The sequence below is a fragment of the Viridibacillus sp. FSL H8-0110 genome (assembly GCF_038003565.1).
In the GTDB taxonomy this organism is placed as follows: domain Bacteria; phylum Bacillota; class Bacilli; order Bacillales_A; family Planococcaceae; genus Viridibacillus; species Viridibacillus arenosi.
Window position 1 is genome coordinate 1550922 of sequence record NZ_JBBOPJ010000001.1, and the last position, 16238, is coordinate 1567159.

Sequence of the window (16238 nt, forward strand, 5' to 3'; positions counted from 1 at the left end):
CCAAATTCATACTAATATAACAAATACATATGAAGAATATGGGTTGAGGGTGAACCTATTCTATTATTTTCTTTAAAAATCGTGTGCAAATTACCTTAACAAAGAATGGAGAATGTATATGATATTACAAAATGAACAATTAGTAGTTCGGAAGTTAGAAAGAAAAGATGATATTTATCTTGCGAAATGGCTTTCAGACGCAAATATTTTAACATATTACGAAGGAAAAGATAATCCATTTGACATTGAAAAAGTACATGAAAAATTTTACGATGTTAACGAAGAAGAAACTAGATGTATTATTGAATACGATGGCGCGAGTATTGGTTATATTCAGTTTTATCCTATAGAGCATGAGAGTAGGGTCGCTTATGAATACAATAACGACGCTGAAGTTATTTATGGGTTAGATCAATTTATCGGTGAATCGAGTTATTGGGATAAAGGTATTGGCACCAAGCTTATTTTAGCGATGAAGGAATACTTAGTCAACGAGAAAAAGGCTGATATCCTTGTTATGGATCCGCAAGCTTGGAATGAAAGAGCCATTCATTGCTATGAAAAATGTGGTTTTAAGAAAGTACGATATTTACCAAAGCAAGAGATGCATGAAGGTGAATTAAGAGATTGCTGGTTAGTGGAGTTTAGAGCACGTTAGAGATAAAACAAATAAAAAGGACGGGAGCAGAAAGTATGCTGTCGTCCTTTTTATATTTTAAAATTGACTTACTTTTCGCCCTTTCCCAAAAGGAATACACATTGGTGTACCGAAAATAGGGTCAGCTGTAATTTCACAATCGAGATCAAAGACATCTTTAATAAGGGTTTCGTTTATGATGTCCTCAGGCTTGCCTTTTTTATAAACAGTTTGGTTAGCTACTGTAATAATATGATGAGCATAACGGCAAGCTAAATTAATGTCATGTAAGACCATGATGATTGTCCGGTTTTCTTGAATATTCAACTCATATAGTAAATCGAGAATTTCGATTTGATGCGTTAAATCTAAATAAGTAGTCGGTTCATCTAATAAAATTATATCTGTATCTTGCGCCAATGTCATAGCAATCCAGGCGCGTTGTCGTTGCCCACCTGATAGTTCGTCAACAGGTTTGTCTTTCAATTCTGCAACACCTGTAGCATTAAGTGCATTCATGACGATTTCTTCATCTTCTTTAGTCCATTGCTTACGCCAACTTTGGTAAGGATAACGTCCTTGCTTCACAAGTTGCAGTACAGTTAACCCCTCTGGTGCGGTAGGGGATTGTGGTAAAATAGAGAGCTTTTTAGCCACTTGCTTAGTTGATAGTTTAAAGACATCTTCTGCTTCTAATAATACAGTGCCATTCGTTGGTTTTAATAATCTTGCAATAGAGCGCAAAAGAGTAGATTTACCACAACCATTTCCACCGATTAACACGGTGATTTCACCCTTTGGAATTGTAATATTTAAATCTTTTATAATAACGGAATCTCCATAACCTAAAGTAAGTGATTTCGTTTCAATCGTTTCTGTCAAAGGTTTCGACTCCTTTAGTTCTTCGGATTTCTAAATAGTAAATAAATAAAATAAGGGGCACCAATTGCTGCTGTAAAAACACCAGCAGGTACTTCTAGTGGACTAAATGCCGTTCTACCTATGACGTCAGCAGCCATAACTAGTAATGCGCCTATACTTGCAGCAGTTGGGATTAACACGCCAAAAGACGAACCAACTAAGCGACGTGCGATATGTGGTGCCATTAAACCGACAAAACCAATAGCACCAGCAAAAGCAATAGCGCCAGCAACTAGGCACGTACTAAGCAATAATAAAAGAAAACGCATCTTTTGAACAGGTTGTCCTAAATTTGAAGCTGTATCATCACCTAATTCTTGTACATTTAAATGTCGTGTGATGAAGAAGGAAATCACAAGCAAAAGAATAGTCCAAGGTACGACCATTTTCACTTGTTCCCAACTTGCACCGCTAACGCTACCTGTAATCCAAATATTCGCTTCACTTGCTCTATATATCGGACCTAGTAACATGAGCATCGTTGTCATTGCCTGCATAAATGCTGAAACTCCAATCCCAATGAGGACAAGGCGAATCGGTGTAATACCATCTTTCCAAGCTAAAAAGTATACGACAAAGCCAATAACCGTAGCTCCAATAAAACCAGCAATAGGAAGCCACTGAATACTAACTGTTAAGGAGTGGTTTTGATCACTAAAGATGGCTAAGAAAGCTACAACTGCGGCACCGCCACCAGCCGAAATCCCTATAATATCAGGGGAAGCAAGGGGGTTTTTAATCATCCCTTGTAAAATAGCACCAGCAACCGCTAATGCCATACCAGCAAATGCTGCGATTAGAATACGAGGTAATCTAAAATCAACTACTACAAGGCGATCAAAATCATTACCACCACCAAATAGAATTTGGAAAACGTTTAACGGATTGATAAAAGAATCGCCTACAGATGCACTTAGTATAAATGTTGCCATTACTAAGCAGAATAAGAATGAGATTTTCCTAGTTGCTTTTATATCAAGTAAAAACGAAATTTTTTGTTGTAATAGTCTAATAGTTCTGTACTGCTTCACGCTTTTCTGAACCCCTTTCTAGCAATATAAACAAAGAATGGTGTTCCGATAAACGCTGTCATGACACCAACAGGAACTTCCTGAGGCATGATAATATAACGAGCACTCACGTCTGCTAATAGTAGTAGAATACCACCTAGTAATGCTGACATAGGAATTAACCACCTATGGTCATTCCCAACACATTTGCGAGCTAGATGGGGAATGACTATACCGATAAAACCGATTGGACCAGCCACAGCTACAGATCCACCTGCTAACATAATAACGATAAATCCAACAGCTAATTGAATCAAGCCGACAGGTAAACCTAACCCTTTTGCGACATCATCACCTAGTGCTAGAACATTCATCTTCGGTGCAATTAGCAATGCGCCAATCCAACCTATAATAAGATAAGGAAGAACATCAATTAATAATTCCAATTTACGACCTTCTACAGAACCTGCTAACCAAAATAGCACTTGATCTAATTCAGCCTCATTAGTGGCCAATAATCCTTGAGTAAAAGAAGAGAAGAGGGCGCTCATGGCTGCTCCAGCTAATGTAATTTTAATAGGAGACATAGCATCTCGACCTGTAGAACTAATCCCATAAACTGCCGCGGTTGCAACTGTTGCACCTAAAAATGCAATCCATGCGAATGATTGCAAGCTAGCAGATTGGAAGAAAACCATGGCAAACACAACCGCAAATCCAGCGCCAGCATTAATCCCTAAAATACCTGGTGAAGCTAATGGGTTTTTTGTTAACGTTTGCATTAAAACGCCAGCAATTGCTAATGAAGCTCCGACGCTTGCTGCGATTAATGCACGAGGAAGTCGTACGTTTTGAATGATTAAATGTTCATTCGAGTCATTAAACTGTGTAAATGCTTGATAAGCCGTCTGAAAGGATGTATCTGCATAACCGTAAACGATACTAATGACCATACATACGAGTAATAGAATGATACTGCTTATTAGTGCAAGAATTTTTGTAAGATTATTATTAAATAACATGTGGTATTCAAAACTCTTTTCTAAAATAGAATAAAATTACGTTTTTAATGTAAATTAAAAAATATATTGACTTCTCTTTTACCGTGGAATAATATTAATCTTGCATTAAATGAAAATGATTATCATTATTGCTTTCATATTTTATCATATACATAGGAGGATTTAAAGAGATGAAAAATACTTTACGTAAAATCGTCGCATTATTTGCAGTTATCGCTGTATTTGCATTAGCAGCTTGCGGTAATACAAAAGAAGATGATAAACAAAAAGATGCATCAAAAGAAAAGGAAACAACATATTCTGTTGAGCATGCAATGGGTACTACTGAAATTAAAGGCACACCAAAACGTATTGTTGTATTAACGAATGAAGGAACAGAAGCATTACTTGCTTTAGGTATTCAACCAGTTGGCGCAGTACAATCATGGGTAGGAAATCCTTGGTATGATCATATTAAAGACGATATGGGAGATGCAGAAGTTGTCGGTGTTGAACATGAAGTGAATATCGAGAAAATCGCTGCACTTAAACCAGATTTAATCATTGGTAGTAAGATAAGACAAGAAAAAGTCTATGACAAGTTAACTAAAATTGCCCCAACTGTTTTCTCTGAAACATTACGTGGGGATTGGAAAGAAAACTTTGCTTTATACGCAAAAGCAGTGAATAAAGATGCTGAAGGTAAAGACATTTTAAAACAATATGACGAAAAAGTAGCAGCATTAAAAACAACATTAGGTGATAAAACAGATCAACAAGTATCATTCGTACGCTTTATGACTGGTATAACACGTATTTACTATACAGATTCATTTTCTGGTGTCATTTTTAACGAATTAGGTTTTAAACGTGTATCAGCCCAAGAAAAACTATTTACAGCTGATAATAAACTAGGTAACTTAGCAATTGAAGTAGGTAAAGAAGCCATTCCTGAAATGGACGGAGACGTGTTATTCTACTTCACATATATGCCAACAGGTGATGATTCTGCATTAGCAACTGAAAAAGAGTGGACAGAAGATCCACTATGGCAAAAACTATCTGCAGTTAAAGCAGGAAATGTTCATAAAGTAGATGATGTCATTTGGAATACTGCAGGTGGCGTATTAGCAGCAAACTTAATGCTAGATCAAATTGAAGAAGTATTCTCTAAATAAAATGTAATGATAAAACGTTTATTAGGATATCCTAATAAACGTTTTTATTTTCCAGGAAATAATTTATTAGTTAAATATGTGATTTTGAATGCTTTATTGAATTACTTGAAGAAGAATAACTAAATCATTAAATACGTCTTTTAAAGGAAAGGAAGGGATAAAAACAGCACATACAATGAGTCATTAGATAAAAAAAGACCGCTCAAAAATGAACGATCTTCTTGATGGTTTTTATAATTTTTTCAACTGTTTGTTTAATAGGTTAGCTTGCTCTACAGCTTGTTGATCTTGTAATATGTCACCTGGTTTATTTCCTTCACCTATAATATAAGATGAGAACCGCATATTTAAGAAATCAAAAGTGTATTTAAATTGCTGAATAAGAGGCAGCCCTTTTATTTTCGGGTCATCACCACCGACAGCTACTACAATGGCATCTACGGATTTTATTTTTTCTTTAAATTGTGGGAATCGTTCATCTCGTATAGCGTGGCTTAATCGGTCAATCATGTTTTTCATAATACCCGACATCGTATACCAATAAATTGGAGTAGAAAAGATAATCAGATCACTTTCTAAGAAAGCATTTATGATTGTGTCATAATCATCGTCTACTAATTGAAAACCGCCATCCGCATGACGTAAATCATGAATAGGTTGTATAGATAAGTTTTTCAAATCAATTTTAGTATGATTTATATCCTTCGTCACCAAATCTGCCAGTATCTCGCTGTTACTTTCTTCTCTAGAACTACCAATAAATGTTGTAATCTTCATATATGTCAATCCTCTCTATACTTTCTTCTATAAAAAGCTTAAACTTAAATTCATTATTAATAAAGATGAATAATTCGATTAAATTAATCGGTAAAACCGATTTAGGAGTGTGAGATATGGATATTAAGCACTTACATACATTTTTAACTGCTGCTAAAACATTGAATTTTACACAAACAGCGGAAATATTGGATTATGCACAATCTAGTATTACCGCTCAAATCAAGTCTTTAGAAGGTGAATTAGGGGTTCCTTTATTTGAGCGTCTAGGAAAACGAATTTATTTAACAGATGCTGGTATCCAATTAAAACAATATGCACAAAAGATGGTAGATCTAGATGAAAACATGAGAGAAGCAATAACTAATCAAGATGAAACGAATGTGACTTTAACAATTGGGGCACAGGAAAGTCAATGCACTTATCGATTACCTAAAATTTTGCAATTGTTCAGAAGCCAACATCCGAAAGTGAAAATAGTTTTTAAGCCAGTCCATACAATTGATGTTGCCAAGGATTTATTGCAATCAGGTAATCTCGATTTGGCTTTTATTACGGATACACGTAAAGACACACCAATGCTTTGTAAAAAGGAATTAATCGAGGAAGATTTGGTATTTGTAGTAGCACCAACACATCATATAACTCAAAATAATATTTTAGCCATACAGAACGTAGCCCAAGAAACGATATTATTAACGGAGGAAGGCTGCTCATATCGAAATCAATTCGAATATCAATGTCATTTAAAAGGTATTTATCCGGATCAAATAATAGAGTTTTCTAGTATTGAAGCAATCAAGAAGTGTGTGATTGCTGGATTAGGAATGACATTGTTACCGAAAATGACAGTTGAAAAAGAGTTAGAAAATGGAGTACTAAAAAATCTAGAGACAACTATTACAATGGAATCCGTATTTACTGAGCTTGCGTGGCATAAGGATAAATATATCTTCTCTTATTTAGAAGATTTCATACAGATTGCTTGTGAACAGTATAAATTATTTAATAGACATTCTAGTATTGAGTAGATGAGTAGAGAGGTTAAGGAGGATATAAAGAACTTAAAAAGTCCACACTACGATTAAGTAGTATGGACTTTAGTATTTTAAAGGGTTTTTATTACTGTACATTACTTAGTAATATGAATAAGAAGTGGATATTCATTTGAAAAACGGCATAAAAAAAGCAGGCGCTCATCTGCCTGCTAGAAAAAAGAAAAAGATTCCCGACAATCCGAGTCGTTATGGAATCTTAGTTTGTAACGAAAGTTCGAAAACAATCATTACGTAGGTTTGGCACCTAAATATATATTATACGCTATTAAATCAGAAATGCAAGGAAAATATCAAATAAAATAAGAGCTTATCAATATTTGATATAGAAATGGTTATTTAGAAGTTTTAATATAGGTTTAAAGAAGATATAAACGAGGTATTCATATATGCATATAACTCCGTATTCACCTTTTGTATTTTATTTATTCAATACGAGTATATAAAATGTGAAATACAAGTAATCTGAATAATATGGATTGTCGGTAGGAATGTGCAAAACAACTTGAATCGATGAGACCGAGTTAGAAACCACTACGGTACTAGAAGGAGGTAATGAAATGATTGTATTTGAGAATGTATCTAAAAGGTATGATGACAATCAACCAGCAGTTAACTATCTCAATTTGGAAATAAAGAAAGGTGAATTCTTTGTCATTATAGGTCCAAGTGGCTGTGGGAAAACGACATTACTAAAAATGATCAATCGATTAATTCGTTTGACAGAAGGAACTATTAAAATTGAAGGAAAAAGAATAAGTGATTATAACATAAATGAGTTACGTTGGAATATCGGATATGTTCTCCAACAAATTGCACTTTTTCCACATATGACGATAGAAGAGAATATTGCCATTGTTCCAGAACTGAAGAAATGGCGTAGAGAACAAATTCAGCAGCGAGTTCATGAGTTATTAAATATGGTCGGTCTTGAAGCAGATAAATATAGTCAGCGAAAACCTGCAGAGCTTTCAGGAGGAGAACAACAAAGAGTGGGAGTTGTTCGTGCATTAGCAGCAGATCCTGAAATCATTCTTATGGATGAACCATTTAGTGCATTGGATCCGATTAGTCGTACTAAGTTACAAGATGACTTGCTCGATCTACAACAAACAATTAAGAAAACAATTGTCTTTGTATCACACGATATGCAAGAAGCACTAAAACTAGGAGATAGAATATGTGTGATGAAGGATGGAGAAATTGTACAGCTCGGTACACCCCAAGAAATTATGCAAAGTCCGGCCAATGATTTTGTTAGAGAATTTATTGGCCTTAATCAAGATTTTAAAGATACATTCAATATAGAAAGTATTATCCAACCCATATCAAAAGAAAATGTCTATTTGCAAGTATTACACAAAGTTTCCGTAAATGATTCACTACAAGAAATACTTAATAATTTGGTAGATCATGAAGCCATATCGGTAAATCAGAACGGTGAAATTATAGGTATTATAACGAGAGAATCGATTATAAGGTATTTAGCTATAGATTCTTCAGGAAGAGGTTAAGCATATGACGAATTTAGTAGATGTTTTTAATGAACGTAAAGGACAGCTCTTTGCCTCTTTACTTGAACATATTCAAATATCTTTTATTGCTCTCTTTTTTGCGGTTGTTATTGCGATACCTTTAGGCATTTACTTAACAAATAAGAAAAAAATAGCAGAAAGTATAATTGGCATAAGTGCGGTTCTGCAAACAATCCCTTCCTTAGCATTGCTAGGCTTGTTAATTCCGCTGTTTGGTATAGGTAAGATACCAGCAATAATAGCATTAGTTGTTTATGCACTTTTACCAATCCTACGTAATACATACACAGGGATAAATGAGGTAGATGCGTCACTAAAAGAAGCAGCAATGGCAATGGGTATGAACACTCGAAAGAGGTTAATGAAAGTAGAACTTCCTCTCGCCATGCCTGTTATGATGGCAGGGATCAGGACCGCCATGGTCTTAATAGTAGGGACAGCTACATTGGCGGCATTAATTGGTGCAGGGGGTCTAGGAGATATTATTTTACTAGGTATTGACCGAAATAATACAGCATTAATCGTCTTGGGAGCTGCACCAGCTGCACTATTAGCGTTAGCATTTGACTTTTTACTAAAAAAACTTGAATCACTTTCATTTAAAAAAACAGTAATAGCATTGAGCGCTATTAGTATTACGGCATTATTAATGATTTTCCTTCCTCTAATGAATATCAATGAAAAAGAAGAGATAGTCATTGCGGGTAAACTTGGATCAGAGCCTGAAATTCTTATCAATATGTATAAATTACTTATTGAAGACGAGACCGATTTGAATGTTCAATTAAAGCCTGGTTTAGGTAAGACTTCATTTGTGTTTAATGCATTGAAATCGGGAAGTGTCGACATTTATCCCGAATTTACTGGTACAGCCATTTCAGAATTTTTGAAAGAGAAAGCGATAAATAACAACCAAGATGATGTTTATAGGCAAGCACAAGAAGGTATGCTGAAAAAATTTGACATGGTAATGCTTAGTCCTATGAAGTACAACAATACTTATGCATTGGCTGTTTCGGAAGAGGCAGCAAAAACATACGATTTGAAGAACATTTCAGATGTAAAGGCAGCTGAAGAAAATATAAAAGCAGGGTTTACAATGGAGTTTAATGATCGGGAAGATGGTTATCGAGGTATTCAAAAGCTATATAATCTCTCTCTTTCCAATATTACTACAATGGAACCAAAGCTGAGATATCAGGCTGTAAAATCTGGAGATATAGATTTACTAGATGCCTATTCAACCGATAGTGATATTAGACAATACAATTTAATTGTTTTAGAAGACGACAAGCATTTGTTTCCTCCTTATCAAGGTGCACCATTATTAAAACAAGAAACAATAAAAAAACATCCTGAAATTGAAAGAGCATTAAATAAACTGGCCGATCAAATAACTGAGGATGAAATGCGTCAAATGAATTATCAAGTAAATGTAGAAGGTAGAAAGGCATCAGAAGTAGCACATGAATTTTTAAAAAAAGCGGGTTTATTGTAAGTAGATATATTCATTTCCCACAAAAAATGAGAGGTAGCTGTATCTTTGTAAAAAAGTTTGATAATTTGTAATAAAGTTTGATTATAAACATCTCACCTCTATAGATTTTTAGAGGTGGGTTTTTTGTTGGGAATTTATGATAATATCACTATGGAGATTGTGATGAAACAGATAAAAATGAATATATATCAATGTACGAAAGATTTTTTATTCTATTTGTAGAATTAATCAGTGAAGAATGAAAAAAATATTGTTTTGAAGGATGAATGTATTTTGAAAATTAAATTTCTTTTGATTTTTACATTTCTACTATGCGGCAGTTTATTATTTGTATGGTCGGAGAGTGAAATAAAAGCAACTTTTACAGGAGTGATTGAAGAGATTAATGGACAGAGTGCCGTAGTTTATGTATCTGAAGATGAAGAGTATGCAGTTTATGGAATAATTGCTGTAAATCTTGCAAAGAATCCTGATGAAACATTTCAGGTTGGTGATAAGGTGAAAGTCGGTTACGATGGTACTATACGAGAAACAGCACCAATTGGTATTTCTACTCTTACTGTTGAATTAGTTGAGTAATATCTTATAGTGAAGTTGTGCAATGTACTATTCGTTTCCTAACATCAACTAACGAGTGCTTTAGTACAATATAGTTGAGCTGTTCAGACAGCTCTTTTTTTATACAACTAACGGGGCAGTTTAGTTTAACAAGGGATATATTGTTAATTATGGTAGAGTTAGATTAGAAATGTATAGGGAGGAGAAATATCGTATGATTTCTGAATTAAATAAAAGTGATTTTTATAAGTGTAGAGGTATAGTTAATGAGAAGGGGCAATTGGAAATAATAGCGGTAATCGAAGGAGTTAATCCTGGTCGTGTATTTGTAGATGATAGCGTTTCCCCTACCTCTGGATTCGTTTGGTTAGGGAATAATGATGGATTTCTCTTTATTGGAAATGCAGAAAATGAAGCGTTTAATAATGAATTAAACAATTTTATTGATAGAGTAATCATACCAGAAGCAAAGAAAGTCCGATTAAATTGCTTTGAAGGAATTGGTAACCACATAAAATGGAATAAGACTATCGAAAAAGTGTTTGAACATCGTAAGTTAGGAAGCTGGAATCAGAGGGTTTATGAGGTACATAAAGTTGATTATAAAGCTAGCAATGAACCTGCTATTGAACAAGGATATGAAGTTGTAAAAATCTCCGATACTTTCTTTGATAATAATGATGGTCCAATAATAAACATTGAATTTTTACACTCCAAAATTTTAGAGTTTTGGGCTTCACCTGAGAGTTTCTTTGGTGATGGTATTGGTTATTGTATTGTTTACAAAAATGAAATTGTAAGTGTTTGTTTTTCAGGTTTTGTTGTTGGAAATGTACATTGTATAGGTATTGAAACCTTAGAGGAGCATCAAGGAAAAAAATTAGCTCAAAAATTAGCCCATAGTGTTGTAAAAGATTGCTTGGAGAGTAATCTGGTTCCGTATTGGGATTGTATGGAAGTGAATAAGCCGTCTATTGCAGTTGCAGAAAATATAGGATTCAGAAATGTATTTAATTATATAGGGTATTATTTCCTTTTTGAGTGATTTTTTATTGAACTAACGGGGTAGGTTAGTTGAACAAAAGATATGAGAATTCCATTCTTTTTATGGCGCATTGAAACAAATCACATATCAATTCATACGTCAAAAATCAAAAAAGAACTGTCCTAAAAAGGAACAGTTAATTTATAAAAATTTATTTGACAGATTTAAAAAGAGCTTTTCCTTTGTTGTAGACAAATCTTTCCCATTTAGCTAACAACCCGTTCCCATTTTCGCTATGTTCTAATTCTAACGCGTGATTTTTATGGAAATCTATTACCCGTTTATTATGGTCTTTTTGCCATTGATGCAAAGGATTATGTTTCATTTTTTTAACCTCCTTTTCAAATAGTTTCTTAATTATACGGTTAGTAAGGATAAATTAAAAGCAATCTATATCTAGTCGATTGAGGATAGGAATTGATAGTCAATTCGGACATTTTGCGTAACAAATTGGATAGATAACATATGAAAACGGCAAGTAGACTTTTAGTGGTAAAGATGAAATTTTTATAAGTGGTGAATATTACGACCCAAATTTGCAATAAAAGAAAAGGTGATTATTCAACTAACGGGGGCTTTACTTCAAGAAGGAGTGAAGCTTTTTTCTTATTGAACTAACGGGGCATTTTAGTTGAAGTATATGTTATGATGAAAAAAAGATTTAAGGAGGGAAAAAATGGTTACATGTTATTTGAAGTATGTTATTGACCCTTATAAAGTAAATGAATTTGAAGAATACGGTAAGATGTGGATTCCACTTGTAAATAAATTAGGTGGTACACATCATGGCTATTTTCTTCCGCATGAGGGTGCTAATAATATTGCTTATGCCTTCTTCACTTTCCCAAGTTTAACAGCATACGAAGAGTACCGGGTGAAAATGGCATTGGATGAAGAATGTCAAGTAGCATTTAAATTTGCAGAAGATACTAAATGTATTTTAAGTTATGAGAGAAGTTTTATGCGCCCAGTATTTAAGTGAATATACGTTAAAGCTAAAGGAGTTGCTTAGGCAACTCTTTTTCTTCTTCAACTAAAGGGGCATGATATATGAAGAAAGTGTATGTTCTATCATTTAACAATAGAGATAGATGGTCAAGGAAAAAGCAGTACTACAGTTTAATATTAGTTTAGGTGAACTGTATCATAAGTACGTGTGGTTTTTTTACTTCGGATGCTTATTGATATGCGATAAATTCTCATGTGCTACGTTTACCCCAGTTCTTTATGAATTCTAGTTCATGTATTCTTTTTCTAGTCTTCTATGATATAGTTTTTAAGAAAAGAATCATGTGACTGGGGGATATAGAGAGATGGTTGCAAAGTCGAAATTAGCGTATATAGTGCTTAGCGTATTAGCTGTAGTTGCTTTAACAGGCTGTGGTGCATCAAAAGATGTTGAAAAGAAGAAGGATACACCGAACTATGCTTCTGAGGTAAAGGAAAAACCTATTGTGACAATTACGATGGAAAATGATAAAAAAATCGTCATGGAATTATATCCAGAAGTAGCACCAAATACGGTTGCGAATTTTGTATCATTAGTAAAAGAAGGTTTCTATGATGGCTTGATTTTCCATCGAGTTATCCCTGGATTTATGGTGCAAGGTGGCGACCCAACTGGAAATGGTACGGGAGGGCCTGATTATGCGATTAAAGGCGAATTCTTATCAAATGGCTTTGAAAATAATTTAAAGCACGATCGTGGTGTCGTATCAATGGCACGTTCACAGGATCCAAACTCTGCAGGCTCACAATTCTTCATCATGGTAGATACTTCTGAACAATTGGATGGCGAGTATGCGGCATTTGGTAAGGTAACAGAAGGTATGGACGTTGTTGATGAAATCGTTAATGCGGAGCGCAATGAATCCGATAAACCATTGAAAGAACAAAAAATGAAAAAGGTTGAAGTGGATACGAAAGGCTTCGATTATCCAAAGCCAGAAGTGCAAAAATAATAAATTGAATAGATTTCCCTCCCTGAATTAGGCTATTCTGCTGTAAACAATTGTATGGGAGGGTTTTCTTTTGAGTGAAACAAGATTTGTGAAATTAACAAAGATAGATTCGATTAACCTATTTCGAATTTTGATAGGAGAAGAATTAATAAAATAGTTCCATTTATTCTTATTGTACTAAACGGTACTTTAGTAGAAGATCTTTGAGTTGTTTAGACAGCTCTTTTTTTATTCAACTAACGGGGCAGGTTAGCTGAAGAAGGATTCTTTGTAGGGAGAGCGAATATTAGATAAGCAACTACTATTATAGAACTTTATAGGGAGATTTTTAGGGGTTATAAAAGTTGTAAAATTGTTTTTTTCGATGTCGAAGGGACTATTACAAATCATGAAGATGGTAGCATTCGATAATGACCACTGCTGATAATTGGAGGTACAAAACATTGTTAATAAAAAGTCAAACGGAGATTCAAGCCCCTATTGAGGTAGTATTCTCTTACTTAGAAGATAATGATAAACAAAAAGAATGGATGACAGGATTAGAAGGAACTGAGTATTTAACGAAGTTTGATATTAGTAATCCGGTTGGTGTGAAGTTTAAACAAAAGTTAAGAGAAGGAAACCGTATTCAAGAGTATGAAGGACAAGTTACTGAATACAATAAAAATAATAGAATAAGTATTCAAATGAATCATCCTACTTTCTTAATCAATGTTTCATATAACCTTCAAAAAATTAGTCCTAATTCCAGTATTCTTTATATTTCAGAAGAATTAACAGCTAAGACTGTTTCAGGAAAGATATTAAGTATCCTTTTTCGTGTATTTATGAAAAAAGGTTTAGAGAAACAAATGAAGGCATTGAAACAGTGCGCTGAAAAACAATTATAATGTTTTTAGTATGTTCACTTAAAGCAAAGGGAGCTTTAGGTGAAATTTTCAAAAAGAAAAAACCGTTTCAGTTAAGCTGTTCCGTTTGAATCACGCAATCAAATACTCAAATAGCTCCGCATTTAGCGGGGTTATTTTCATTTACCACAGATAAAATATTCATATTTTCCAAACTGTTAGGTGGATAATAATGGTAAAATAAAACTTAGTTATTCAACTAAAGGGGCAGGTTAGTTGAACAAGTAAAACGATAGAATCTGCATTACTTCTCCCATATACTGTATAATTCAATTTGGATAATGCCGTTATCTGAATCTTCAACTCTGGGGCAGTTTAAAAATATTAAGGAGGGAAAAGTTTGTTATATTTAGCTTTAATTATGGGTCTGGTATTAATTGTAATTACAACTAAGCTCACTCAAGCATTAAAATTATCAAGCATTTGGATGTTGCTTGGTCAAATTGGTGCGGCACTTGTAATAATAATAGTCGGTAAACTTGAGATTAGTTATTTTAATCTAATTTATGGTAATTATATAGAATTAGGGTATTTGACTATCCCATTTTCCTTATTATTTCTTGTAGGTTTTACAAATGTAATGAATATGGGAAAAGAGCAAAATCCTTTAATATTGCTGTTTCCTTGTATTTCGTTAGTTTGTCTTTCCATATCGGCTTTCATCATGGGATATTCATTTGTTTCAATAACGGGAATTTGTGGTATTTTATCAATTATGTTTGTACTACTATATGGCTACTTTTCGGGTAAAGCATTTGTAGGAAGAACACTTTCTACGTCAATAGGTTTTATAATAGCAGTACTTTCAATATGCTTATTTAAAACATCTATAGTAACAATTTATATTCCTATATTTACGTTAGCACTACCACTTACTTTATATTATTTAATTCAAGATAAAATTACGAGTGTACAATCAATTACAGTTAGCTCTTTAACAGCTATTTTATTTGGTGTATTAATGTTCATTTTTCCTTCTAATATAATTTGGTATCTCATTGTTGGGTTAACGATTCTTTTGGTTATCACGCAATCTTCACGTAAATATCGCTTTATTTAGAAACAAAAGTTCTTCTTGAACTAACGGGGCAGGTTAGTTGAACAAGTATGTTATGGGAGTTTAATAATGTTGTCTATATCTCTATATATAAGCATTTAAAAAATTAAAGGTGGTTTTCAAGTTGAAATGCAATCAATGTCAAAGTGAAATGGTTAAAGATTGTGGCGTTAATGTTGAAGGTGTTATGTATGGAATAAAAATATTTAAAAAGGGTAAAGGACTGTTCAACAAAGTGTCTGAAAAACCAAAAGCGTCTGTTTGTCCGAATTGCGGTTATGTTGCGTTCTATATAGATAATTATAAAGAATTCAAATAAACGGCTAATAAAGTAAATTTCTTATTGTACTAACGGGTGCTTTAGTAGAAGCTCTATGAGCTGTTCAGAAAGCTCTTTTTTCTTCTTCAACTAACGGGGCAGTTTAGTTGAATAAGCTCAGTTCCGGTTTATTTGTATTAAATTTCAAACAAAGTAAATTAGTGTTAATATTAAAGTGAAGTATCGTCAATAATCCAAATAGTCAAAGAACAGGACTGCTATTAAGGTTTTAATGAGGAGGAATAACTTATGAAATACATTAAAGGCTTATATGTATCACTTGTACTAATGATGTTAGTTATTTTGGTTAACACAACAGTATTTGAAGATGAATATTCAGGGATTGCTATGTTCATTTGTTTAGGCATATTTTTAATGGGAACAACCTTTTTTATAAATGCCAAACAAATAAAAAATTAGAATGGGTAAAGCACGTATAATTAATAGTTAATAGTATATAAAGGAAGTGGAATTAAAATTGTTTAATGTAAATAAAAAAATTTATTGGCCACTCTTAATACCTTTCATAATTTTAATGTTTATTTTACTTTATGTATTACCTGCTGACCAAAGGGTTTTCATAGTATCTTTACCTCTACCATTTTGGATAATATACCATATTCTCAATAAAATTTACCCTAAAAAAAATAAGTAATTCAAAACTAACAGGTGCTTTAGTAGAAGATCTTGGAGCTATTTAGACAGCTCTTTTTTTATTCAAACTAACGAGGCAGTTTAGTTGAACAAGGAATTTGTTACATCACGTGTTGAAAAATCA

General features: G+C 33.5%; 18 protein-coding genes. 13 read left to right on the forward strand and 5 right to left on the reverse strand.

What is annotated here, in order from left to right; all coding sequences use genetic code 11:
• Positions 1-118: 118 nt before the first annotated feature.
• Positions 119-658, forward strand: coding sequence for a GNAT family N-acetyltransferase (locus tag MHH98_RS07635; RefSeq protein WP_038184613.1), 540 nt, complete (start codon positions 119-121; stop codon positions 656-658).
• Between the two features lie 57 nt (positions 659-715).
• Here MHH98_RS07635 and MHH98_RS07640 read toward each other — a convergent pair whose 3' ends face one another.
• Genes MHH98_RS07640 through MHH98_RS07650 form a run of 3 tightly spaced genes read right to left on the reverse strand, consistent with a single transcriptional unit; the run spans position 716 to position 3590 of the window.
• Positions 716-1519, reverse strand: a complete 804-nt coding sequence (locus MHH98_RS07640; protein WP_038184610.1) for an ABC transporter ATP-binding protein — start codon at positions 1517-1519, stop codon at positions 716-718.
• Positions 1520-1533: 14 nt separating this feature from the next.
• Positions 1534-2589 (reverse strand): FecCD family ABC transporter permease, encoded by a 1056-nt coding sequence (locus tag MHH98_RS07645; RefSeq protein WP_076065784.1) that lies wholly within the window; start codon positions 2587-2589, stop codon positions 1534-1536.
• Positions 2586-3590, reverse strand: coding sequence for a FecCD family ABC transporter permease (locus MHH98_RS07650; RefSeq protein ID WP_038184604.1), 1005 nt, complete (start codon positions 3588-3590; stop codon positions 2586-2588). Before MHH98_RS07650 ends, MHH98_RS07645 begins: the two co-directional genes overlap by 4 nt.
• Positions 3591-3760: 170 nt before the next feature.
• Between MHH98_RS07650 and MHH98_RS07655 the strand changes: the two genes are divergently transcribed.
• Positions 3761-4747: an ABC transporter substrate-binding protein gene (locus tag MHH98_RS07655; protein WP_038184602.1), complete on the forward strand. Its 987-nt coding sequence runs from the start codon at positions 3761-3763 to the stop codon at positions 4745-4747.
• A 231-nt stretch (positions 4748-4978) separates the two neighbouring features.
• Here MHH98_RS07655 and MHH98_RS07660 read toward each other — a convergent pair whose 3' ends face one another.
• A complete protein-coding gene (locus MHH98_RS07660) occupies positions 4979-5524 on the reverse strand; it encodes a flavodoxin family protein (protein ID WP_038184600.1) in 546 nt (181 codons plus the stop codon).
• Between the two features lie 116 nt (positions 5525-5640).
• On the opposite strand from MHH98_RS07660, the gene MHH98_RS07665 reads away from it, so the two are divergent.
• The 5 genes from MHH98_RS07665 (at position 5641) to MHH98_RS07685 (ending at position 11215) form a co-directional block, all read left to right on the forward strand.
• Positions 5641-6555 (forward strand): LysR family transcriptional regulator, encoded by a 915-nt coding sequence (locus MHH98_RS07665; protein WP_340712399.1) that lies wholly within the window; start codon positions 5641-5643, stop codon positions 6553-6555.
• Positions 6556-7139: 584 nt separating this feature from the next.
• Positions 7140-8093 (forward strand): ABC transporter ATP-binding protein, encoded by a 954-nt coding sequence (locus tag MHH98_RS07670; protein ID WP_038184584.1) that lies wholly within the window; start codon positions 7140-7142, stop codon positions 8091-8093.
• A gap of 4 nt (positions 8094-8097) precedes the next feature.
• Complete coding sequence (opuFB, locus tag MHH98_RS07675; RefSeq protein WP_038184581.1) at positions 8098-9612, forward strand: osmoprotectant update ABC transporter permease/substrate-binding subunit OpuFB; 1515 nt, start codon at positions 8098-8100, stop codon at positions 9610-9612.
• 273 nt (positions 9613-9885) lie between these two features.
• On the forward strand, positions 9886-10191 hold the full coding sequence (locus MHH98_RS07680) for a hypothetical protein (RefSeq protein WP_038184578.1): 306 nt from the start codon (positions 9886-9888) through the stop codon (positions 10189-10191).
• Positions 10192-10384: 193 nt separating this feature from the next.
• Positions 10385-11215, forward strand: a complete 831-nt coding sequence (locus tag MHH98_RS07685; RefSeq protein ID WP_038184574.1) for a GNAT family N-acetyltransferase — start codon at positions 10385-10387, stop codon at positions 11213-11215.
• Between the two features lie 151 nt (positions 11216-11366).
• On the opposite strand, the gene MHH98_RS07690 is transcribed toward MHH98_RS07685, so the two are convergent.
• On the reverse strand, positions 11367-11540 hold the full coding sequence (locus MHH98_RS07690) for a hypothetical protein (RefSeq protein WP_340712400.1): 174 nt from the start codon (positions 11538-11540) through the stop codon (positions 11367-11369).
• A gap of 351 nt (positions 11541-11891) precedes the next feature.
• On the opposite strand from MHH98_RS07690, the gene MHH98_RS07695 reads away from it, so the two are divergent.
• From MHH98_RS07695 to MHH98_RS07720, 6 genes are all read left to right on the forward strand, one after another.
• Positions 11892-12197 (forward strand): NIPSNAP family protein, encoded by a 306-nt coding sequence (locus tag MHH98_RS07695; protein WP_038184571.1) that lies wholly within the window; start codon positions 11892-11894, stop codon positions 12195-12197.
• 331 nt (positions 12198-12528) lie between these two features.
• A complete protein-coding gene (locus MHH98_RS07700) occupies positions 12529-13176 on the forward strand; it encodes a peptidylprolyl isomerase (protein ID WP_076065788.1) in 648 nt (215 codons plus the stop codon).
• A gap of 443 nt (positions 13177-13619) precedes the next feature.
• Positions 13620-14066 carry an SRPBCC family protein gene (locus MHH98_RS07705; RefSeq protein WP_076065789.1) on the forward strand — a complete coding sequence of 149 codons (447 nt, stop codon included), beginning with the start codon at positions 13620-13622 and terminating at the stop codon, positions 14064-14066.
• Positions 14067-14424: 358 nt separating this feature from the next.
• Entirely contained in the window at positions 14425-15144 is a 720-nt protein-coding gene (locus tag MHH98_RS07710; protein ID WP_038184552.1) for a UDP-N-acetylmuramyl pentapeptide phosphotransferase, read from the forward strand.
• 121 nt (positions 15145-15265) lie between these two features.
• Complete coding sequence (locus MHH98_RS07715; RefSeq protein WP_038184549.1) at positions 15266-15460, forward strand: hypothetical protein; 195 nt, start codon at positions 15266-15268, stop codon at positions 15458-15460.
• 249 nt (positions 15461-15709) lie between these two features.
• On the forward strand, positions 15710-15880 hold the full coding sequence (locus MHH98_RS07720; protein WP_164491927.1) for a hypothetical protein: 171 nt from the start codon (positions 15710-15712) through the stop codon (positions 15878-15880).
• The last annotated feature ends 358 nt before the right edge of the window (positions 15881-16238 follow it).